Annotated in this window: 19 protein-coding genes; all 19 read right to left on the bottom strand. The window is 70.5% G+C overall.

Annotated elements, in window-relative coordinates; genetic code table 11:
- Positions 1-4: 4 nt before the first annotated feature.
- The 19 genes from ACT80S_RS03960 to ACT80S_RS03870 all read right to left on the bottom strand — a co-directional run bounded on the left by ACT80S_RS03960 (position 5) and on the right by ACT80S_RS03870 (position 22114).
- The gene (locus tag ACT80S_RS03960) at positions 5-751 is read right to left on the bottom strand and encodes a cell division protein FtsQ/DivIB (protein WP_377413882.1); all 747 of its coding nucleotides are present in this window, start codon (positions 749-751) and stop codon (positions 5-7) included.
- Between the two features lie 38 nt (positions 752-789).
- A complete protein-coding gene (locus tag ACT80S_RS03955; RefSeq protein ID WP_377412871.1) occupies positions 790-1779 on the bottom strand; it encodes a D-alanine--D-alanine ligase in 990 nt (329 codons plus the stop codon).
- Positions 1776-3188, bottom strand: a complete 1413-nt coding sequence (murC, locus tag ACT80S_RS03950) for a UDP-N-acetylmuramate--L-alanine ligase (RefSeq protein ID WP_377412868.1) — start codon at positions 3186-3188, stop codon at positions 1776-1778. The genes ACT80S_RS03955 and murC overlap by 4 nt, the downstream gene beginning before the upstream one ends.
- Positions 3185-4225, bottom strand: a complete 1041-nt coding sequence (murG, locus tag ACT80S_RS03945; protein ID WP_377413879.1) for an undecaprenyldiphospho-muramoylpentapeptide beta-N-acetylglucosaminyltransferase — start codon at positions 4223-4225, stop codon at positions 3185-3187. Before murG ends, murC begins: the two co-directional genes overlap by 4 nt.
- A gap of 32 nt (positions 4226-4257) precedes the next feature.
- A complete protein-coding gene (gene ftsW, locus ACT80S_RS03940) occupies positions 4258-5439 on the bottom strand; it encodes a putative lipid II flippase FtsW (RefSeq protein ID WP_377413877.1) in 1182 nt (393 codons plus the stop codon).
- Between the two features lie 59 nt (positions 5440-5498).
- Positions 5499-7007: a UDP-N-acetylmuramoyl-L-alanine--D-glutamate ligase gene (murD, locus tag ACT80S_RS03935; RefSeq protein ID WP_377412865.1), complete on the bottom strand. Its 1509-nt coding sequence runs from the start codon at positions 7005-7007 to the stop codon at positions 5499-5501.
- Between the two features lie 4 nt (positions 7008-7011).
- Positions 7012-8190 (bottom strand): phospho-N-acetylmuramoyl-pentapeptide-transferase, encoded by a 1179-nt coding sequence (gene mraY / locus ACT80S_RS03930; protein ID WP_377412862.1) that lies wholly within the window; start codon positions 8188-8190, stop codon positions 7012-7014.
- Entirely contained in the window at positions 8190-9560 is a 1371-nt protein-coding gene (locus ACT80S_RS03925) for a UDP-N-acetylmuramoyl-tripeptide--D-alanyl-D-alanine ligase (RefSeq protein WP_377412859.1), read from the bottom strand. The genes mraY and ACT80S_RS03925 overlap by 1 nt, the downstream gene beginning before the upstream one ends.
- Positions 9557-11035 (bottom strand): UDP-N-acetylmuramoyl-L-alanyl-D-glutamate--2,6-diaminopimelate ligase, encoded by a 1479-nt coding sequence (locus ACT80S_RS03920; protein ID WP_377412857.1) that lies wholly within the window; start codon positions 11033-11035, stop codon positions 9557-9559. The genes ACT80S_RS03925 and ACT80S_RS03920 overlap by 4 nt, the downstream gene beginning before the upstream one ends.
- Positions 11035-12768 (bottom strand): peptidoglycan D,D-transpeptidase FtsI family protein, encoded by a 1734-nt coding sequence (locus ACT80S_RS03915; protein WP_377412854.1) that lies wholly within the window; start codon positions 12766-12768, stop codon positions 11035-11037. The genes ACT80S_RS03920 and ACT80S_RS03915 overlap by 1 nt, the downstream gene beginning before the upstream one ends.
- Entirely contained in the window at positions 12765-13061 is a 297-nt protein-coding gene (ftsL, locus tag ACT80S_RS03910; RefSeq protein ID WP_377412851.1) for a cell division protein FtsL, read from the bottom strand. The genes ACT80S_RS03915 and ftsL overlap by 4 nt, the downstream gene beginning before the upstream one ends.
- 1 nt (position 13062) lies before the next feature.
- Positions 13063-13974: a 16S rRNA (cytosine(1402)-N(4))-methyltransferase RsmH gene (gene rsmH / locus ACT80S_RS03905; protein ID WP_377412848.1), complete on the bottom strand. Its 912-nt coding sequence runs from the start codon at positions 13972-13974 to the stop codon at positions 13063-13065.
- Positions 13975-13985: 11 nt separating this feature from the next.
- Complete coding sequence (gene mraZ / locus ACT80S_RS03900) at positions 13986-14414, bottom strand: division/cell wall cluster transcriptional repressor MraZ (protein ID WP_377412845.1); 429 nt, start codon at positions 14412-14414, stop codon at positions 13986-13988.
- Positions 14415-14654: 240 nt separating this feature from the next.
- Complete coding sequence (gene hslU, locus ACT80S_RS03895; RefSeq protein WP_377412842.1) at positions 14655-15962, bottom strand: ATP-dependent protease ATPase subunit HslU; 1308 nt, start codon at positions 15960-15962, stop codon at positions 14655-14657.
- Positions 15963-15969: 7 nt separating this feature from the next.
- Positions 15970-16521 carry an ATP-dependent protease subunit HslV gene (hslV, locus tag ACT80S_RS03890; protein ID WP_377412839.1) on the bottom strand — a complete coding sequence of 184 codons (552 nt, stop codon included), beginning with the start codon at positions 16519-16521 and terminating at the stop codon, positions 15970-15972.
- A gap of 52 nt (positions 16522-16573) precedes the next feature.
- Positions 16574-18256 carry an STAS domain-containing protein gene (locus ACT80S_RS03885; protein ID WP_377412836.1) on the bottom strand — a complete coding sequence of 561 codons (1683 nt, stop codon included), beginning with the start codon at positions 18254-18256 and terminating at the stop codon, positions 16574-16576.
- A 31-nt stretch (positions 18257-18287) separates the two neighbouring features.
- Positions 18288-19049, bottom strand: a complete 762-nt coding sequence (dksA, locus tag ACT80S_RS03880; RefSeq protein ID WP_377413875.1) for an RNA polymerase-binding protein DksA — start codon at positions 19047-19049, stop codon at positions 18288-18290.
- Between the two features lie 758 nt (positions 19050-19807).
- Positions 19808-20860 carry a CobW family GTP-binding protein gene (locus ACT80S_RS03875; protein WP_377412833.1) on the bottom strand — a complete coding sequence of 351 codons (1053 nt, stop codon included), beginning with the start codon at positions 20858-20860 and terminating at the stop codon, positions 19808-19810.
- Between the two features lie 69 nt (positions 20861-20929).
- Complete coding sequence (locus ACT80S_RS03870; protein WP_377412830.1) at positions 20930-22114, bottom strand: class I SAM-dependent rRNA methyltransferase; 1185 nt, start codon at positions 22112-22114, stop codon at positions 20930-20932.
- Positions 22115-22131 lie beyond the last annotated feature (17 nt).

Here is a 22131-nt window from a genome sequence, read left to right as displayed (position 1 = left end):
CTCTTTATTTCTTCTGCGCGTCCGCACTCACGGTGCTGACGCCCCTCAATCGGATGGCATAGCCGTCGGCATGCCTCAGGTCGGCCGCGACCACCGCCTCGGCCCGGCGGCCGTAGCGCGAGGCCGCCTGCGTGATCGTGTCGACGAAGCGGCGCACGCGCGCCAGCACCTCGTCCTGCGTGCCGCGGCCCATCTCGATGGTGGCGCCCGTGTCGAGCCGGGCCTGCCAGCTGCCGCGGGCGGTGAGCACCAGCTGCGAGACCTCCAGGTCCAGCGGCTCGAACGCCGGCGCCAGCGCCCGGTACATCGCCAGCACCTGGGCCGACTGGTCCTGCGGGCCGGCCAGGCGCGGCAGGTCCTCGTCCTCGATGTCGCCGGGGTTGGCCTCGAAGACCTCGCCGAAGCTGTTCACCAGCGTGGTCTCGCCCTCGGCGCCCCAGAAGGCCACCGGCCGGTGCTCCTGCAGCACCACGCGCAGGCGGTTGGGGAACTCGCGGCGCACCGTGGCCTCGCGCACCCAGGGCACCTGCAGGAAGGCCTCGCGCGCGGCGCGCAGGTCGGCGGTGAAGAAGTTGCCGGCGATGCGCGGCGCCACGTTGGCGCGCACCGTCGCGACGCTGTTGTGGGTGACGTCGCCCACCACCGTGATGCGGCCCAGCGCGAACGCCGGGTGCCGCAGCGCCCACCAGGCCAGCGCCGCGACGACCAGCGCGCCGCAGGCCACGAACAGGATCGTGGCGGTGGCGTTCATGAGTCGCACGTCGAGCGGCTGGGGGGTGGCGGCAGCGGTCACGGCGCGGCGTCCTCCCGGGCGGATTGGTCGAGCGAGGCCGAGGCGAGCAGCTGCACGCACAGGTCCTCGTAGCTGATGCCGGCGGCGCGCGCCGACATGGGCACCAGCGAGTGGCCGGTCATGCCCGGCGAGGTGTTGATCTCCAGCAGGTAGGGCGTGCGGGTGGCGGCGTCGATCATCACGTCGACGCGGCCCCAGCCGCGGCAGCCCAGCACCTGGTAGGCCCGCAGCACCATCGCCTGGATGGCGGCCTCCTCGCCCGCGGGCAGGCCGCAGGGCACGAGGTACTGCGTGTCGTCGCTGAAGTACTTGTTCTGGTAATCGTAGTTGCCGCCGGGCGCGACGATGCGGATCACCGGCAGCGCGCGGGCGCCGTCGCCGGTGCCCAGCACCGGGCAGGTGACCTCGTCGCCGGCGATGAACTGTTCGCACAGCACGTCGCAATCAAGCGCCGCGGCGGCCTCGACGGCGGCGGCCATCTGCGCCGCGTCGGTCACCTTGGCCAGGCCGATCGAGGAGCCCTCGCGCGCCGGCTTGACGATCAGGGGCAGGCCCAGCTCGCCCGGCACCGCCGCCACCTGGGCCGGCGTGTAGGCGCCCTTGCGAAGCAGCACGTAGCGCGGCGTGGAGATGCCTTCGTGCATCCACACCCGCTTGGTCATGGTCTTGTCGATGGCGATGGACGAGGCCATCACGCCCGAGCCGGTGTACGGAATGCCCAGGAGCTCCAGCGCGCCCTGCACCGTGCCGTCCTCGCCGAAGCGGCCATGCAGCGCGATGAAGGCGCGGGCGAAGCCCTTGGCCTTGAGCTCGGACAGGTCGCGCTCGGCGGGGTCGAAGGCATGGGCGTCCACGCCCTTGCCCTGCAGGGCCTTGAGCACGCCGCTGCCGGACATGAGCGACACCTCGCGCTCCGCGGAGCGCCCTCCCATCAGGACGGCGACCTTGCCGAAATCCTGCACATTGACCTGCGCGTTGACGGTCATGCGCCGCCTCCCATTTCAACCAACTTGGCGGGCACCCCGCCGATCGATCCTGCGCCCATGCACATGACCACGTCGCCGTCGCGGGCCATCTCCCGGATGGCGCCGGGCATGTCGGCGATGTCGTCGACGAAGACCGGCTCCACCTTCCCCGCCACGCGCACCGCGCGGGCCAGCGAGCGGCCGTCGGCGGCCACGATCGGGGCTTCGCCGGCGGCATAGACCTCGGCGAGCAGCACGGCGTCGGCCATGCCGATGGACTTCACGAAATCCTCGAAGCAGTCGCGCGTGCGGGTGTAGCGGTGCGGCTGGAAGGCCAGCACCAGGCGGCGGCCCGGGAACGCGCCGCGCGCGGCGGACAGCGTGGCCGCGAGTTCGACCGGGTGGTGGCCGTAGTCCTCGATCACATGGAACGTGCCGCCGCCATTGGCCGCGCGCACCGGCAGGTCGCCATAGCTCTGGAAGCGGCGGCCCACGCCGCGGAACTCGGCCAGCGCCTTGAGCAGGGCCTCGTCGGGGATGCTCAGTTCCACCGCCACCGCGATCGCGGACAGCGCGTTCAGCACGTTGTGGTGGCCGGCCAGATTGAGCCGGACCTGCAGGTCCGGCAGCGTGACGCCGTTGCGCCGCTGCACGGTGAAATGCATCTGCGGGCCCACGGCGCGGATGTCGACGGCGCGCACCTGGGCGTCCTCGCTCACGCCGTAGCTGGTCACCGGGCAGTTCACCTGCTCCAGGATCTCGCGCACCGCGGGGTCGTCCACGCACAGGATGGCGGTGCCGTAGAACGGCATGCGGTGCAGGAAGTCGACGAAGGCCTTCTTCAGCTTGCCGAAGTCATGGCCATAGGTCTCCATGTGGTCGGCGTCGATGTTGGTCACCACCGACATCACCGGCATCAGGTTCAGGAACGAGGCGTCGGACTCGTCGGCCTCGACCACGATGTAGTCGCCCGCGCCCAGCTTGGCGTTGGCGCCGGCGGAATTCAGGCGGCCTCCGATCACGAAGGTCGGGTCCAGCCCGCCCTCGGCCAGCACGCTGGCCACCAGGCTGGTGGTGGTGGTCTTGCCGTGCGTGCCGGCGATGGCGATGCCCTGCTTCAGGCGCATCAGCTCGGCCAGCATGATGGCGCGCGGCACGATGGGGATGTGGCGCTTGCGCGCGGCCACCACCTCGGGGTTGTCGGCCTGCACCGCGGTCGACGTGACCACCGCGTCGGCGCTGGCGATGTTGGCCTCGGCATGGCCCACGTAGGTGGTGATGCCCAGGCCCTGCAGGCGGCGCAGCGTGGCGCTGTCGGCGATGTCGGAGCCGGAGATGGCATAGCCCAGGTTGCGCAGCACCTCGGCGATGCCGGACATGCCCGAGCCGCCCACGCCGACGAAATGAATGTGCTTGATCGCGTGCTTCATGCGGCGAGCTCCTCGCAGGCGGCCACGATGTCGTCGGTGGCGTGGGTCTTGCTCAATGTCCTGGCGGCTTCGGCGCGTTTCACGAGTTCTTCACGGGTCACGGTTTGCACGAGGCGGGCGATGGCCTCGGCGGTCAGTTCGGCCTGCGGCAGCAGCCAGCCGCCGCCGGCGTCGACCACGAACTTCGCGTTGGTGGTCTGGTGGTCGTCCACCGCATGGGGGAAAGGCACGTAGGCCGCGGCGGCGCCCACCGCCGCGAGCTCGGTCACGGTGCTGGCGCCGGCGCGGCAGATGATCAGGTCCGCTTCGGCGAAGGCCGAGGCGGTGTCCTCGATGAAGGGGGTGCACTCGGCCAGCACGCCGGCGGCGGCGTAGTTGGCGCGCAGCGCGTCGATCTGCTGGCTGCCGCTCTGGTGCAGCACATGGGGGCGGTGGCCGGAGGGGATCAGGGCCAGGGCCTGGGGGACCAGGTCGTTGAGCGCCTTGGCGCCCAGGCTGCCACCGACCACCAGCAGCTTCAGCGGGCCGCTGCGCCCGGCGAAGCGCTCGGCCGGCGCGGGCTGGTTCAGGAAGCCCTCGCGCAGCGGGTTGCCGACCCAGGCGGCCTTGGGCAGCACGTTCGGGAAGGCGGTGAAGGTGCGGTCGGCCACGCCGGCCAGCACCCGGTTGGCCATGCCGGCGCGCGAGTTCTGCTCGTGCAGCACCAGCGGCTTGCCAAGCAGCACGCCCATCATCCCGCCGGGGAAGGTGATGTAGCCGCCCAGGCCGATCACCACGTCGGGCTTGACTCGGCGCACCACCTGCAGGCTCTGCCAGAAGGCGCGCAGCAGGCGCAGCGGCAGCAGCACCAGGGTCTTGAGGCCCTTGCCGCGCACGCCGCCGAAGGCCACCGGCTCGAAGGCGAAGCCCCGCGGCGGCACCAGGCGGCTTTCCATGCTGCCGGGGGCGCCGAGCCAGTGCACGGACCAGCCCCTGGCGCGCAGGGCCTCGGCCACGGCCAGGCCCGGGAAGATGTGGCCGCCGGTGCCGCCGGCCATCACGAGCGCGGTGCGGGAGAGGTTCGCGGTTTTCACGGCCGCCCTCCCCGCATGATCACGCGGTTCTCGTAGTCGATCCGCAGGACGACCGCGAGCGCGACGAGGTTCATCAGGATGGCCGAGCCGCCGTACGACATCAGGGGCAGCGTGAGGCCCTTGGTGGGCAGCGCGCCGAGGTTCACGCCCATGTTGATGAAGGCCTGGAAACCGATCCAGATGGCCACGCCCTGGGCCACCAGGCCGGCGAAGAGGCGGTCCATGGCGACGGCCTGGCGGCCGATGTGCATGACGCGGCGGGTCAGCCAGAAGAAGGCGAGGATCACCGCGACGATGCCGACGAAGCCGAACTCCTCGCCGATCACGGCGAGCAGGAAGTCGGTATGCGCCTCGGGCAGCCAGTGCAGCTTCTCGACGCTGCCGCCCAGGCCGACGCCGAAGACTTCGCCGCGGCCGATGGCGATCAGCGCATGCGACAGCTGGTAGCCCTTGCCCAGGGCGTGCTTCTCGTCCCAGGGATTCAGGTAGGCGAAGATGCGCTCGCGCCGCCACTCGGACATCGCGATCATCATCCCGAAGGCCACCAGCAGCACCGCGGCGATCAGGAAGAACATGCGGGCATTCACCCCGCCGAGGAACAGGATGCCCATGGCGATGATCGCGATCACCATGAAGGCGCCCATGTCGGGTTCGGCCAGCAGGGTCACGCCGACCAGGGCCACGGCCACCGCCATCGGCAGCACCGCGCGGAAGAAGCGCTCCTTGACCTCCATCTTGCGGACCATGTAGTTGGCCGCGTAGAGGACGGTGGCGAACTTGGCCAGCTCCGAGGGCTGGAAGTTCATGATGCCCAGCGAGATCCAGCGGCGCGCGCCGTTGACCACGGTGCCGATGCCGGGGACCAGCACGGCGACCAGCAGCACCAGCGAGCCCACGAACAGCCAGGGCGCGTAGCGTTCCCAGGTGGCCACCGGCACCTGGAAGGCGATCAGCGCGGCGACGAAGGCCATGGCCAGCGCCATCGAATGGCGGACCAGGAAGTAGGTGTTGGTGTAGCGGCCGAAGCGGGGGTTGTCCGGCATCGCCACCGAGGCGGAATAGACCATCACCAGGCCGAAGGCCATGAGGCCGACCACGATCCAGACCAGGGCCTGGTCGAACAGCTCGACCCGCACGCCGGCGCCGGGGCGGGCGAAGCCTGTGCCGCGCACGGGCATGGGGATGTCGTCGCGCGGGGCGCCGGCGATCCACTGCGCGAGGCGGGCCGGGATGAAATTCATTCGTCCCCCCCGAGCATCGTCCCGGCCTCGTCGGCCAGCGCCTCGACCGCGGCGCGGAAGACCTCGGCGCGGTGGCCGTAGTCGCGGAACATGTCGAAGCTGGCGCAGGCGGGCGACATCAGCACCGCGTCGCCGGCGTGGGCGCGCTCGGTGGCGGCGCGCACGGCGTCCTCCATCGAGGCGGCGTCGACCAGGGCCACGCCCGCGCCTTCGAGCGCGGCGCGGATCAGGGGCGCGTCGCGGCCGATCAGGACGACGGCGCGGGCATGGCGGGCGATCGGCCCGGCCAGCGGCGAGAAGTCCTGGCCCTTGCCCTCGCCGCCCAGGATCACCACCAGCTTGCGCTCGGCGCCCAGGCCGGCCAGCGCGGCGACCGTGGCGCCGACGTTCGTGCCCTTGCTGTCGTCGAAGTACTCGACCTCGTTGAGGATGCCCACCGGCTCGACCCGGTGCGGCTCGCCGCGGTACTCGCGCAGGCCGTACAGCATGGGCGCGAGCGGGCAGCCCGCGGCGCTGGCCAGGGCCAGCGCCGACAGGGCGTTGATCGCGTTGTGGCGGCCGCGGATGCGAAGCGCCTCGGCCGGCATCAGGCGCTGGATGTGGATCTCTTCCTCCTCGCCCCGGCGGCGCTTGAGGGTTTCATCGGCGTCCTGCGCGCGCACCAGCCAGGCCATGCCGTTCACGACCTCGATGCCGAAGTCGCCGGGGCGGCGGGGCATGTCGCCGCCGAAGGTGACGTGGGCGCGCTGCTCGTACTTGCCGCCCTTGAGGCGCACCGGCGCGGGCAGCATGGCCATGACCACCGGGTCCTCGCGATTGAGCACCATCGTGCCCTCGGCACCGAAGATGCGGGCCTTGGCCGCGGCATAGGCGTCCATGCCGCCGTGCCAGTCCAGGTGGTCCTGGCTGATATTGAGCACGGTGGCGGCGGTGGGCTCGAAGCCGGCCACGCCTTCGAGCTGGAAGCTGGAAAGCTCCAGCACCCAGGCCTGCGGCAGGGCCTGCGCCTCGAGCTTGGCGGTGAGCGTGTCCAGCAGCGAGGGGCCGATGTTGCCGGCCACCGCGACGCTGCGGCCGGCGCGCTCGACGAGCTGGCCGGTCAGCGAGGTGACGGTGGTCTTGCCGTTGGTGCCGGTGACGGCCAGCACCGCCGGGTGGTAGCCGCCCTCGGCGCGCAGCGCGGCGAGGGCCTCGGTGAACAGGTCCAGCTCGCCGCCGGTGCGCAGGCCGCGCGCGCGCGCGGCGTCGAGCACCGGGGCCACCTGCTGGGGCGACAGGCCGGGGCTGCGGAAGACGGCGTCCACGCCGTCCACCAGCGCCGCATCGAAGGCGCCGGCGACGAAGGCCGCGCCCGGCACCTGCTCGCGCAGGGCCTGCAGGTGCGGCGGCGCCTCGCGGGTGTCGGCCACCGTCACGCGCGCGCCCTGGCGGGCGCACCAGCGCGCCATCGCCAGCCCGGAGATGCCGAGGCCGAGGACGAGGCAGTGGCGGTCCTGGAGACTCATGTTCTTACCGCAGCTTCAGGGTGGACAGGCCGACCAGGCACAGGAGCATGGTGATGATCCAGAAGCGGACCACGACCTGGGTCTCCTTCCAGCCGCTCTTCTCGAAGTGGTGGTGCAGGGGCGCCATCTTCAGGATGCGGCGGCCCTCGCCGTAGCGCTTCTTGGTGTACTTGAAGTACATGACCTGGGCCATCACCGAGAGGGCTTCGACCACGAAGACGCCGCCCATGATGGCCAGCACGATCTCCTGGCGAACGATCACCGCGATGGTGCCCAGCGCGCCGCCCAGGGCCAGCGCGCCGACGTCGCCCATGAAGACCTGCGCCGGGTAGGCGTTGAACCAGAGGAAGGCCAGGCCCGCGCCAGCCATCGCGGCGCAGAAGATCAGGAGCTCGCCGGAGCCGGGGATGTAGGGGAACAGCAGGTACTTGGAGTAGACCGAGCTGCCGGTGACATAGGCGAACACGCCCAGCGCCGAGCCCACCATGACCACCGGCATGATGGCCAGGCCGTCCAGGCCGTCGGTGAGGTTCACCGCATTGCTCGAACCCACGATGACCAGGTAGGTCATGATCACGAAGCCGAACACGCCCAGGGGGTAGCTCACTTCCTTGAAGAAGGGCACCAGCAGGCCGGCCTTGGGCGGCAGGTCCACGTCGAAGCCGGACTTCACCCAGGTGAAGAACAGCTCCACCACCTTCAGGTTGGAGCTCTCGGAAATGGAGAACACCAGGTAGACCGCGGCGATCAGGCCGATGACGGATTGCCAGAAGTACTTCTCGCGCGAGCGCATGCCCTCCGGGTCCTTGCGCACGACCTTGCGCCAGTCGTCCGCCCAGCCGATCATGCCGAAGCCCAGGGTGACGATCAGCACGATCCAGACGAAGCGGTTGGCGAGGTCGAACCACAGCAGCGTGGCGACGGCGATCGACAGCAGCACCAGCACCCCGCCCATGGTGGGCGTGCCGCTCTTGGACAGGTGCGACTGCATGCCGTAGCCGCGGACCGGCTGGCCGATCTTCAGCTCGGTCAGGCGGCGGATCACCCAGGGGCCCGCGACCAGGCCGATCAGCAGCGAGGTCAGGGCGGCCATCACCGCGCGGAAGGTGAGGTACTGGAAGACCCGCAGGAAGCCGAATTCCGGCGAGATCGATTGCAGCCAGATGGCGAGGCTCAGCAGCATCAGGCCTGTTCCTTTTCTTCTCGGGCGCGGGCGGTGATCGCGTCGACCACCCGCTCCATCTTCATGAACCGCGAGCCCTTGACCAGCACGCTGGCGGCTTGCGGAAGGTGTTGCAGCACCGCGGCCTGCAGGGCCTCGATGCGCTCGAAATGCGTGCCGCCCATGGCGCGCGACTGCTCGCCCAGGGTGAACAGCGCGGGGATGCCGCGCTCGCGGGCATAGGCGCCCACCTCGGCGTGGAACTGCGGGCCCTGGTCGCCGACCTCGCCCATGTCGCCCAGCACCAGCAGCTGCGGGCCGGGCAGGTCGGCCAGCACGTCGACGGCGGCGCGCGCGGAATCGGGGTTGGCGTTGTAGGTGTCGTCCACCACGGTGAGCTCGCGGCCCCCCACGACCACGGACAGCGCGCGCGAGCGGCCCTTGACCGGCTCGAACGCGGACAGGCCCGCGGCGATGGCGGCCAGCGGCGCGCCCGCGGCCAGGGCGCAGGCGGTGGCGGCCAGGGCGTTGACGACGTTGTGGCGGCCGGCGATATGGAGCTGGAAATCGACCGGGCCGGCCGGGGTCTTCGCCCGTACCACCCAGTGTCCGTGTTGCCATTCAGACCCGGCCAGAAGGATGTCGGCGCCGTCGGCGGCACCGAACGTGAGGCAGGCGCGCGGCCCGGCCAGCGAGGCCCACAGCGCGCTGAATTCGTCGCCGGCGGGGAAGATCGCCGTGCCGTTGGGGGCGAGCGCCTCGAACACCGAGCCGTTCTCGCGGGCCACGGCCTCGACCGTGGCCATGAACTCCTGGTGCTCGCGCTGCGCGTTGTTGACGAGGGCCACCGTGGGCTTGGCGATGCCGGCGAGGTAGGCGATCTCGCCCGGGTGGTTCATGCCCAGTTCGAGCACACCCACGCGGTGGGAGGCGTCCAGGCGCAGCACCGTCAGCGGCAGGCCGATGTCGTTGTTCAGGTTGCCCTGCGTGGACAGGGCGGCCTCGCCGTGCCAGGCCCGCAGGATCGCGGCCACCATCTGCGTGACGGTGGTCTTGCCGTTGCTGCCGGTGATGGCGACCAGGGGCAGCCTGAACTGCGAACGCCAGCCGGCGGCCAGGCGGCCCAGCGCGAGGCGGGTGTCGTCCACCTCGATGCCGCTCAGGCCGGCGGGGATGCGGCCGCGGTGCGCCAGCACGGCGGCTGCGCCCTTGGCGGCGGCCTCGGCCAGCAGGTCGTTGGCGTCGAAGCGCTCGCCCTTGAGCGCGACGAACAGGTCGCCCGGCTGCAGGCTGCGGGTGTCGGTGTGCACGCGGGCGATGGCGGTGGCGCCCTCGCCCTTGAGCGTGGCGCCCTCGAGCCAGGCCAGGGCCTGTTGCAGGTGGAACATCATGCGGACGCCCTCCCCTGCAGCGCCTGCGCGGCGTGGACGCGGTCGTCGAAGTCGTGCTTCACGCCGGCGACTTCCTGGAAGGTCTCGTGGCCCTTGCCGGCCAGCAGGATCACGTCGCCCGCGGCAGCCTCGCGCACCGCCAGCACGATGGCGGCGGCGCGGTCGGACTCGACCACCACCTCGTCGCGGTGCGACAGCCCCAGCAGGATCTGGCTGATGATCGCCTCCGGCTTCTCGCTGCGCGGGTTGTCGCTGGTGACGACCACGCGGTCGGCGTTCTTCTCGGCCACCGCCGCCATCAGCGGGCGCTTGACCGGGTCGCGGTCGCCGCCGCAGCCGAACACGCACCACAGGCGGCCGCCGCGCTGCGCGGCCAGCGGGCGCAGGGCCGCCAGGGCCTTGTCCAGCGCGTCGGGGGTGTGGGCGTAGTCCACGGCCACCAGCGGCGCGCCCTCGCGCTGCAGGCACTCCATGCGGCCCGGCACCGGCAGCAGGTGGCGGCAGGCGTCCACCGCGCGGGCCAGCGGCACGCCGACGGCGCGCATCGCGGCGATCACGCCCAGGAGGTTGGCCACGTTGTAGGCGCCGATCAGGCGGGTGGCCAGGCGCTCGGCGGCCTCGCCCTCGGCCACGGTGAACTCCAGGCCGGCGGCGCCGTAGGCGATGTCGCGGGCGGCCAGGCGGGCCGGGCGCTCGCAGGACACGGTCCAAAGGTCCAGCGCGCCGCCGGCGAGCGAGGCGGCGAGCGCGTCGCCCTTCTCGTCGTCGATGTTGACCACCGCGGCCTGCAGGCCGGGCCAGTCGAACAGGGCGCGCTTGGCGTCCCAGTAGGCCTGCATGGTGCCGTGGTAGTCCAGGTGGTCCTGGGTGAAATTGGTGAAGACGGCGGCGCGGATGCGCGTGCCGTCGAGGCGGCGCTCGACGATGCCGATGGAGGAGGCCTCGATCGCGCAGGCCGACAGGCCCGCGTCGGCGAAGCGGCGGAACCAGCCTTGCAGCAGCACCGGGTCGGGGGTGGTCAGGCCGGTGTATTCCACCTGCGGCGGACAGCCCACGCCGAGCGTGCCGACCAGGCCGCAGCCGGTGCCGCGCGCGGCGGCCAGCGCCTGCGCCAGCCACCAGGCGGTGGAGGTCTTGCCGTTGGTGCCGGTGACGGCCAGCACGTCCAGGCGCTGCGAGGGCTGCTCGTAGTACGCCGCGGCGATGGGGCCGGTGGCGGCCTTCAGGCCGTCGTAGCCGGCGATGCGCTCGTCGTCGCCGAAGCCGAAGGCCTCGGCGCCCTGCGCCTCGACCAGGCAGGCGGCGGCGCCCTGCGCCAGCGCGCCGGCGACGTAGCGGCGGCCGTCGGTGGCGGCGCCAGGCCAGGCGATGAAGCCGTCGCCCGCGCCGACCCGGCGGCTGTCGCAGCCCAGGCCGCCTTGCACGCGGGCGGCCAGCCAGTCGGCGGCGTCGCGGGGGCTGTGGAAGGTGATCATCAGAACGACTCCTCCACGCCCACCACCACCTGCGGCTTGACGTTCACGTCCGGCTGCACGCCCATGAGGCGCAGCGTCTGGGCCACCGTGGTGGAGAACACCGGGGCGGCCACCTCGCCGCCGTAGAAGCTGCCGCCGCGCGGCTCGTCGATCATCACGGCGACGACGATGCGCGGCTTGTCCACCGGGGCCAGGCCCACGAAGAAGCCGCGGTACTTGCCCGCGGCGTAGCCCTTGCCCTCCTGCTTGCGCGCGGTGCCGGTCTTGCCGCCGGTGGAATAGCCCATGGTCTGCGCCTTGGGCGCGGTGCCGCCCTGCTGCGTGACCATGTACAGCATCTGCCGCACGGCGCCGGCGTGGCGGGCGTCGAACACGCGCACGCCCGGGGCGGGCGTGGTGGTCTTCATCATGGTGACCGGCACCAGCTCGCCGTCGCGCGCGAACACGCTGTAGGCGCGCGCCAGCTGGAACAGGCTGGCCGACAGGCCGTAGCCATAGCTCATGGTGGCCTGCTCGATCGGGCGCCAGGTCTTCCAGGCCCGCAGGCGGCCGCTGACCACGCCAGGGAACGGCAGCTGCGGGCGCTGGCCCATGCCGACGGCGCTGAACATCTCCCACATCTCGCGCGCCGGCAGCTGCATCGCCATCTTCACCGTGCCCACGTTGGAGGACTTCTGGATCACCTCGTTGACGGTGAGCACGCCGTGCGGGTGCGCGTCGGTGATGGTGGCATTGGCGATGGTGATGCGGCCGGGCGCGGTCTGGATCGGGGTCTCGGGCTTGACCAGGCCCTTCTCCAGGGCCAGCGCGGCGACGAAGGGCTTCATCGTCGAGCCCGGCTCGAAGGTGTCGGTGAGCGCGCGGTTGCGAAGCTGCGCGCCGCTGAGGTTGACGCGCTTGTCCGGCACGTAGCTGGGGTAGTTGGCCAGGGCCAGCACCTCGCCGGTCTGCACGTCGAGCACGACCACGCTGCCGCTGGCGGCCTTGTGCTGCTGCACGGCGTCGCGCAGCTTCTGGTAGGCGAAGAACTGGACCTTGCTGTCGATGGACAGCTGCAGGTCCCGGCCGTCCACCGGCGGCACCTGCTCGCGCACGTCCTCGACGATGCGCCCCAGGCGGTCCTTGATCACGCGGCGCGAGCCGGGGCGGCCGGCCAGCTCCTTGTTGAACGTGAGTTCCATGCCTTCCTGGCCCTGGTCCTCGACGTTGGTGAAGCCCACGATGTGCGCGGCGGCCTCGCCCTCGGGGTACTGGCGCTTGTATTCCTTGCGCTGGTAGACGCCCTTGATGCCCAGCTCCATCACCTGCTTGGCGATGGGCTCGTCGACCTGGCGCTTGACCCAGACGAAGGTCTTCTCCTCGTTCTCGAGCTTCTTCTCCAGCTCGGCCAGCGGCATCTCCAGCAGCTTGGCCATGCGGGCCAGCTTGGACTTGTCGCTGCGGTCCACGTCCTCGGGGATGGCCCAGATCGAGGGCGCGGGCACGCTGGTGGCCAGGAGCATGCCGTTGCGGTCCAGGATGCGGCCGCGGCTGGGAGGCAGCTCGAGGGTGCGGGCGAAGCGCACCTCGCCCTGGCGCTGGAAGAAGTCGTTGCCGATCACCTGCACCCAGGCGGCGCGGCCGGCCAGGCCGACGAAGCCCAGCGCGATCGCCGCCATGACGAACTTGGAACGCCACACCGGCGTCTTGCTCGCCAGCAGCGGGCTGGAGGTGTACAGCACGCTGCGGGTCACTTCGCGCCCTCCGCGGCCAGCGCCGGTGCGGCGCCCTGGGTCACGTACTGGGTGATGCCGGGCGTGGCCGGGCGCATCTGCAGCTGGTTCTTGGCGATGTCCTCCACGCGCAGCGGCGTGGCCTGGCCGCGCTTGGCGGCGAGCAGGCGCTCGCGGTCGGTGTCGAGCTGGCGGGCCTCGGACAGGGCCTTCTCGGTCTGCATGTACAGGCGGCGCGAGTCGTACTGCACCCGCACCAGGTACAGGGCACTCGCGATCACCGCCAGCAGCAGGACGAGGTTGAGGCGCGCCATGTCAGGAATCGGTCCTCTCGGCGACCCGCATCACCGCGCTGCGCGAACGCGGGTTGGCGGCGACTTCCTCGGCCGAGGGCTTGACGCGGCCGAGCGCGCGCAGCTTCAGCGGGGCGGGCGGCGCAAACGGCGCGCGGCGGTCCACCACCTCGCGCGAGTGCTTCGCGATGAACTGCTTGACGATGCGGTCTTCCAGCGAGTGGAAGCTGATCACCACGAGCCGGCCCTGGGGTTCGAGGATGTCCAAGGCCGCCTCTAGCGCCTGCTCGAGCTCTTCAAGCTCGGCATTGACGAAAATCCGAAGAGCCTGAAATGTGCGCGTTGCAGGGTCCTGGCCCGGCTCGCGGGTTTTGACCGCGCCAGCCACGAGCTGGGCCAGCTCGGCGGTGGTTGCAAGAGGGCCCCGTTCCTGTCGGCGAGAAACAATCGCCTTTGCAATCGGAACAGCAAACCGTTCTTCGCCATAGTCACGAATCACCTGCGCAATCTGGCCTTGTTCGGCCGTGGCCAGCCAGTCGGCCGCGCTCTGGCCGCGCGTGGGGTCCATGCGCATGTCCAGCGGGCCGTCGTGGCGGAAAGAGAAGCCCCGTGCGGGGTTGTCGATCTGGGGCGAGCTGATGCCCAGGTCCATCAGCACGCCGGTGACGCTGCGCGCCGGCAGCTCGCCGATGTCGCGAAAGCCCTGGTGGCGGATGGAAAAACGCGCATCGTTGATGCGCGCCGCTTCGGAGATCGCCTCGGGGTCCTTGTCGAAGGCCACCAGGCGTCCCTGTGGCCCCAGCCGGGACAGCAGCAACCGGGAGTGGCCGCCGCGCCCGAAGGTCGCGTCCACGTAGGTGCCATCCATCCTGGTGACGAGCGAATCGACCGCTTCGTGCAACAGGACGGTGGTGTGGGTCCATGCGTTGTCCACCACCGCCGCCGTCAGAAAGAGAAATCCTTGAAGACGTCGGGCATGTCGCCCGCCATCGCTTCGGCTTCCTTCGCATCGTAGGTCGCCTTGTCCCACAGCTCGAAATGGTTGCCCATGCCCAGGAGCATGGTTTCCCGCTCGATGCCGGCGGCGGCGCGCAGCTCGGGCGAGACCAGCACGCGGCCGCTGCCGTCGACTTCGACGTCCATCGCGTTGCCCAGGAAGATCCGCTTCCACCACTGCGCCGACATGGGCAGCTGCGCGATGCGCTCGCGGAACTTCTCCCACTCGGGGCGCGGGAAGATCATCAGGCAGCCGTGCGGGTGCTTGGTGATGGTGAGCTGGTTGCCGGCGTTCGCGCTCAGCACGTCACGGTGCCGGGTCGGCACGGAAAGCCGACCCTTGGCATCGAGACTGAGACTGGAGGCGCCTTGGAACACCGCGTTTTTTCCTGCTGGGGAAGCCTGCGTTCCGGGGGGAAAAGGACACTTTTTCCCACGAAACTGCACTTAATCCCACTGTAGCAGGAAAACTCAGCCACGCAAGTGCGCACTCACGAAAAATTCGCAATGAAATCAATGACTTAGAGCGGTTTCTGAGAGCTGATCTGCGCCAAAAACCGTTCTAAATTAAGCACTTAGCGGAGCCTCTGAAAGTGATCTCTGAAGCCCCCTCCTAGCTCAAAGGATGTAGCGGGAGAGATCCTCGTCTCGGCTGAGGTCCTTCAGCCGTGCATCGACGTAGGCGCCGTCGATGGCGACGGTCTGCCCGCCCAGGCGGGTGGCGTCGAAACTCACCTCCTCCAGCAGCCGCTCCATCACCGTGGACAGGCGCCGCGCGCCGATGTTCTCGGTGCGCTCGTTGACCTCGTAGGCGATGGCCGCCAGGCGGGTGATGGCGTCGGGCGTGAAGGACAGGGTCACGCCCTCGGTGGCCAGCAGCGCCTCGTACTGCTTGACCAGCGAGGCATGGGTCTGCGTGAGGATGGCCTCGAAGTCCTGCACCGACAGCGACTGCAGCTCCACCCGGATCGGCAGGCGGCCCTGCAGCTCGGGGATCAGGTCGCTGGGCTTGGCCAGGTGGAAGGCGCCGCTGGCGATGAACAGGATGTGGTCGGTCTTGATCGGCCCGTACTTGGTGGACACGGTGGTGCCCTCCACCAGCGGCAGCAGGTCGCGCTGCACGCCCTGGCGCGAGACCTCGGCGCTGCTGCCCTCGGCGCGCGAGCAGACCTTGTCGATCTCGTCGATGAAGACGATGCCGTTCTGCTCGGCGTTCTGGATCGCCTGGGTCTTGATCTCGTCCTCGTTGACCAGCTTGGCGGCCTCCTCGTCGACCAGCAGGCGCAGGGCCTCGGCGATGCGCAGCTTGCGCGTCTTGCGCTTGCCGTTGCCGAACTGGCTGAACATGCCGCGCAGCTGCTCGGCCATGTCCTCCATGCCGGCGGGGCCCATCACCTCCAGCTGCGGGCGCGGCTCGGACAGGTCGATCTCGATCTCCTTGTCGTCGAGCTGGCCCTCGCGCAGCTTCTTGCGGAAGGCCTGGCGGGTGGGGTTGGCGGTGTCGGTGCCGGAGCCGGGCAGCAGCGCGTCGAGCACGCGCTCCTCGGCATGGTCCTCGGCACGGGTGCGCACCTTGCGCATCTCGGCCACGCGGGTCTGCTTGACGGCCATCTCGGCGAGGTCGCGGATGATGGAGTCGACATCCTTGCCCACGTAGCCCACCTCGGTGAACTTGGTGGCCTCGACCTTGATGAAGGGCGCATCGGCCAGCTTCGCGAGGCGGCGCGCGATCTCGGTCTTGCCCACGCCGGTGGGGCCGATCATGAGGATGTTCTTGGGGGTGATCTCGGGCCGCAGCTTCTCGTCGACCTGCTGGCGGCGCCAGCGGTTGCGAAGGGCGATGGCGACGGCGCGCTTGGCCTCGTGCTGGCCGACGATGTGGCGGTCCAGCTCGGACACGATTTCCTGGGGGGTCATGGCGGACATGGCGTGGTTACCCCAGCGTCTCGAGGGTGTGGTTCATGTTGGTGTAGATGCACAGCTCGCCGGCGATCTCGAGCGACTTCTTCACGATGTCGCGGGCGCCCAGCTCGGTGTTGTCCAGGAGGGCCTTGGCGGCGGACTGCGCGTAGGCGCCGCCCGAGCCGATGGCGATGATCCCGTGCTCCGGCTCGAGCACGTCGCCGTTGCCGGTGATGATGAGGGAGGCGTCCTTGTCGGCCACGGCCAGCATGGCCTCCAGGCGGCGCAGCACGCGGTCGGTGCGCCAGTCCTTGGTGAGCTCGATGGCTGCGCGCACCAGGTGGCCCTGGTGCTTCTCCAGCTTGCCCTCGAAGCGCTCGAAGAGCGTGAAGGCGTCGGCGGTGGCCCCGGCGAAGCCGGCCAGCACCTGGTCGCGATACAGCTTGCGCACCTTGCGCGCGGAGCCCTTGACGACGACGTTGCCCAGGGTCACCTGGCCATCGCCGCCGATTGCCACCTGCCAGGTGCCGTCCGCATTGCGGCGGCGCACGCTGACGATGGTCGTGCCATGAAATTGTTCCATCGGTGTGAGGTGGGGCCGGTCGGCCCCGATGCAAGAAAAAAGGTGGAAGGCCTCAGTCGCGGCGCAGCGAGACGCGCGCCTGGGCACCGAGGCCGATGACGTTGAACAGCGCCGCCACCAGCCGGTGCACTTCGGTGAAGTGGACCGGCCGGCCCTCGGCGCCACGGGCGATCGCCCAGTTCAGGAGCGTACCCGCTGCCGCGAAGTCGACGCGCGCCAGCCGTGCGCAGCAGACCACCAGCGGCCCCGGGCCGGCCCGGGGGTCGTCGAGCGCGGCGAGCGCGCCCGCCGCGTCGCCCTGCACCGCACCGGCCAGCTCGCCGTGGGGCGCGCCGAAGCCGCTGGCCGCCGCCATGCTGCGGGGAGTGGAGTCCCGCCAGGCTTCGGTCACGGTGCTGGAGAAGGCCGGGCCGCCGCCCGGCCCCAGCGACTCGACCTGCGCGCGAGGCCGCTCCCAGGCGGGCGGCGAGACCTCGTAGGTCACGCAGTAGTCCAGGGCCGCGAGCTCGAACTCGTCGGCCCGGCCCATGAGGCGCAGGCCGTCCATGCGCAGCCTCCACCAGGCCGGGTCCTGGCCGGCATCGCCCGAGGGCGTGGCGCCGGCGAGCTGGCGGGCCAGCGCCTCGGCGCCGCCGAACACCAGGCGCACCGGCTGCGAGGCCCACTGCGCGAACAGCTGCTGCAGCGGCATGGCCGCGCCGGGCTCGATCGCGGACAGCCGCGACCAGTCCAGGCGCCACGGTGCGGGCGAGCGGGCGGCCAGCGCCGCGAGGGCCGACACCTGCGACGGGCCGAGGCTCGCGGGGCAGGTCCACAGGAAGGCCTCGCCGGCCGTCGCAACGGCCTCGCCCGCCTCGCCGGCGGGCGTCGCCGCGTCCAGCGACTGCCACTGCGGGGCGCTGCGGCCGAAGCGGGTGGCGAAGGCGATCGCCGCCTCCTCGAAGCGCGCCTTCTCGCCGATGGCCCGGTACAGGTCGAACAGCACCAGCCAGGTCTCCTCGTGCTGCTCGCGCGCCGCGCCGGGGGCGAGCAGCAGGCGCAGCGCCGCCTCGGCGCCGGCGTCGTCACCGTTGGCGAAGCGGATCGCGGCCTCCTCGATGGCCGGGTCGTGGGCGAACTCGGCCACGTCGACCGCGGACTGCTTGGAGGCGGAGAAGCTGGTGGAGGGCGAGTCGTCGAGGAGCGAGTCGCCCGGAGACAGCGTGGGCGGCACGAGCTCCATCGCCGGCAGCGCGGCGGGCAGGGTCCTGGCGAGCGCCGACATGGCGGCGCCCACGTCGGCCTGGGAGGGCGGCAGCGTGGGGCTGTCGAAGCCGCCCAGGGTCATCGTGCCGGTCGGGTCGAAGCCGCCATGGCGCGTGACCTCGGTGCCGCCGCGGGTCTTCCACCACTGCTGCGACATCTGGGCCTCGATCTCGTCGATCTTCTTGAGGGTACTGGCCCGGTCGTCGGGCCGCGAGGGCATGGAGCTCTGGAAGAACGAGGGCCGCGCGGTGGCGCCGGGCGGCGGCGCGGGTTCGGCACGCCGCAGCTTGCGCAGCATGTCGAACTCGCGCTTGCGCACGAAGTCGTTGCGCCGCTTGCGCTCGATCATTTCCTTGAGCATCTGGCGCGAGTAGCCGCTGTCCGGGCCGCCCTCGGACACGTCGGCCTCGCCCGCGCTCGAAGTCGAGCTGCGCACGAACTTCACCACCCTGGACAACAGGCCGTCGTGGTCGCCCTTGGGCGTTGGCATGTCGCGTCTCCGGGTGCGGCCGGGGCCGTCCTCAGTCGCCGAACATCTTCTGCTTCAGCTCGCGGCGCTGCTGCGCCTCGAGCGAAAGCGTGGCGGTGGGCCGCGCGAGCAGCCGGCCCACGCCGATCGGCTCGCCGGTCTCGTCGCAGTAGCCGTAGTCGCCGGCGTCGATGCGGGCGATGGACTGCTCGATCTTCTTGAGCAGCTTGCGCTCGCGGTCTCGCGTGCGCAGCTCGAGGGCGTGCTCTTCCTCGATCGTGGCGCGGTCGGCCGGATCGGGGACGATGACGGTGTCCTCGCGCAGGTGCTCGGTGGTCTCGCCGGCGCTGTTGAGGATGTCCTGCTTGAGCTGTGCGAGCTTCAGGCGGAAGAACGCCAATTGCTTGTCGTTCATGTATTCCGAGTCCGGCATGGCCAGGACTTCGGCGTCCAGCAGCTGGTCGGCCGTCTTGGTCTTCCAGTTGTTGGCGAGCTTGGGGTCTTTCTTGACCGCGACGAAGGGAGGAGGTGTCAGCACGGGAGAACTGGGGGTCTGGATGTAGCTCGCCTTGGGCGCGGTGGAGGCGACGGCCTGGGCCATCGACGGTACCGTGATCTGGGCCAGGCGGGCCGAGGGCCGGGTGGCACGCGGCGGCATGGCAGGGGCGGCTACGGGGGTGGCAGGGGGTCTGGCCACGGCGACTGCCGGGACAGCAACGGGAGCTTGCGCCGGGGCGGCGGACGCCACGGGGGCGCTGGGGGCGGTGGCTTTCTTGGCGGTGGTTGTCTTCTTGGCCGGGACCTTGGCTGCCACGGGCTGGGCCGGGGCAGCGGCGGTGGCCGCCTTGGCGGCGGGCTTGGCAGGAGGGGCCGCCTTCGGCGCGGGCTTCGCGGCGGCTTTCCTGGCGGGTGCCTTGGCGGCGGGCTTGGCCGCAGGCTTGGCGCTGGCCTTGGCGGCCGGCTTGGCCGGCGCCTTGGCCGGCGCCTTGGCGGGGGACTTGGCTGGAGACTTGGCGGCGGGCTTGCCGGCGGCCTTGGCGACCGGCTTGGCGGCGGCCTTCGCCACAGGCTTGGCGGCGGCCTTTGCAGCCGGCTTGGCAACGGGCTTTGCGACGGCCTTGGCGACAGGCTTGGCAGCGGCGGCGGCCTTGGCTGCGGGCTTGGCGGCAGATGTCGTGGAAGACGACCTGGCCGCCGGCTTCGCAGCCGGCTGGGTGGCCTTCGTCTTCGTGGCCGGCGACTTGGCCGCCGGCTTCACGGTCTTGGCCTTGGGGGCCGGTTTCTGCGCCTTTGCGGCGGCCTTGGGTTGCGGCTTCACTTCCTGCCTCCTCGCGGCTTCGGCCCCGGAAGGCTGCCCTGTGCCGCCCTCCAGCCGTTTCTTTTGCGTCGGCTTCAAAGTCCGATCAAGCGGAGTTATACCCTGATTGCCGGGCTCACCGGCCCGTCCACGCTCCTGCCCGGCGGGAAACCCCATCATTTGCAGTAGCGAGACAAGCATCGAACCCTCCGCCATCGGTGAAACCGCGCAAGCCTACCTCAATTTAGGCAGCGTCCTTATTTCAAGCCAGCCGGTCAGTCCAGGCACTGCTCCAGGCCCTGCAGGAGGATGTCCCGGGGCAGGTCGATCCCGATGAACACCATCTTGCTGGTTCGGGTCTCGCCCTCGGCCCATTTCGGCCCGAGGTCGCTCCCCATCAGCTGGTGCACACCCTGGAAGATCACTTTTCGCTCGGTTCCTTTCATGTTCAGGACGCCCTTGTAGCGCAGCATGCGCGGGCCGTAGATGTTGACGATGGCCCCCAGGAAGTCTTCCAGCTTGGCCGGGTCGAAGGGGCGGTCGGACTTGAAGACGAAGCTCTTGACGTCGTCGTCGTGGTGATGGTGGTGGCCATGGCCGCCGTGGGCGTGCGAGGGGTGGTCGCAGTGCTCGCCGTGCTCGTGGTCATGGTCGTGGTGATCGTGGTCGTCCTCCTTCAGGAAGTCCGGGTCGATCTCCAGCTTGGAATTCAGGTTGAAGCCGCGCAGGTCGAACACCTGCGACAGCGGCACCTCGCCGAAATGCACCTTCTGCTGCGGCGCGCGCGGGTTCATGTGCTTGAGGCGGTGCATCAGCGCCTCCACCTCGTCGGCGGCGACCAGGTCGGTCTTGCTGATGAAGATCTGGTCGGCGAAGCCCACCTGGCGGCGCGCCTCCTGGCGGTCATTGAGCTGCTGCGCGGCGTGCTTGGCGTCGACCAGCGTGAGCACCGAGTCCAGCAGGAAGGACTCGGCGATCTCGTCGTCCATGAAGAAGGTCTGGGCCACCGGGCCGGGATCGGCCAGGCCGGTGGTTTCGATCACCACGCGGTCGAAGTCCAGCAGGCCCTTGCGCTTCTTGGCAGCCAGCAGCTGCAGCGTCTTGCGCAGGTCCTCGCGGATGGTGCAGCAGATGCAGCCGTTGCTCATTTGCACGATCTGCTCCTCGGTGTCGGACACCAGGATGTCGCTGTCGATGTTCTCGGCGCCGAACTCGTTCTCGATCACGGCGATCTTCTGGCCGTGCGCCTCGGTGAGCACGCGCTTGAGGAGGGTGGTCTTGCCGGAGCCGAGGAAGCCGGTGAGGATGGTGGCGGGGATCAGGCTCATGGTCGGGTTCGCTTTTCGAAGGTGCGGGAGTGTAGCGGGCAATGCCGGGGTCGGGTGACGGCCGCGGGCTCAGGATTTGGCCTGGACCACCAGCCCCTTGAGGTACTCGCCCTCGGGGAAGACCAGGGTCATGGGATGGTCTGGCGCGCCGCCCAGGCGCTCGGTGATGTAGCCGTCCACGCCGGCGTCGATCGCGGCCGAGGCCACGATCTTGTGGAACAGGTCGGCGCTGATGCCGCCCGAGCAGGAATACGTGAACAGCACGCCGCCCGGCTCCAGCAGCTTGAAGGCCAGCCGGTTGATGTCCTTGTAGGCGCGCGCCGCGCGTTCGGCGTGGGCCGCGGTGGGCGCCAGCTTGGGCGGGTCCAGGATGATGGCGTCGAAGGTGCGCCCCTCCTGGATGAACCGGCGCAGCGAGGCGTTGACGTCGGCGTCCATGAACTCGGCACGGGCCGGGTCGAAGCCGTTGAGGGCCACGTGGGCGCGGGCGCGCTCCAGCGCCGGGCCGGAGGAGTCGATCGAGGTCACGTGGCCCGCGCCGCCGGCCAGGGCCGCCACGCTGAAGCCGCCGGTGTAGCAGTAGCAATTGAGCACGCGCTGGAAGCCCAGGCGGCGGGTGTACTGGCTGAACTTGTGGCGGCTGTCACGCTGGTCCAGGTAGAAGCCGGTCTTGTGGCCGGTGGCCACGTCGAGCGTCAGTCGCCAGTCGTGCTCGGTGATGGTCAGCGCGGTCCCGCCCTCGCCGCGCAGCCAGCCGGTGGCGGGCTGCAGGCCCTCGAGCTGGCGGGCACTGGCGTCGGAGCGCTCGTACAGGCGGGCCAGGCCGGTCTCGGCCAGCAGGGCGTCGGCGATCACCGCCTTCCAGCGCTCGGCACCGGCGGACAGGAACTGCGCCACCAGGGTGTCGCCGTAGCGGTCCACGATCAGCCCGGGCAGGCCGTCGGACTCGCCGTGCACCAGGCGCAGGCTGTCGCTGGCGATCGGGAAACGCGCACGCGCCGCGACGGCGCGGCGGATCGTGTCGGCGAAGAAGGCGGCGTCGATGCGCTGCTCGGCGCGGAAGCTCCAGGCCCGCGCGCGGATCTTCGAGGCCGGGCTGAACGCGGCCCAGGCCAGGAACTGGCCGTCGTGGGACTCGACGCGGACCGTCTCGCCGGCGTCGCCGCCGCCCTTGGCGATGGCCGAATCGAAGATCCACGGATGGCGGCGCTGCAGCGAGCGCTCCTTGCCCTCTTTCAGGCGAATGACTTTCATGCCCCGATTGTCGCCGC

It is taken from the genome of Ramlibacter sp. MAHUQ-53, assembly GCF_052600055.1.
Note: the sequence above shows the minus strand (reverse complement) of the source record. Positions and strands in the feature narration are given on the sequence as shown.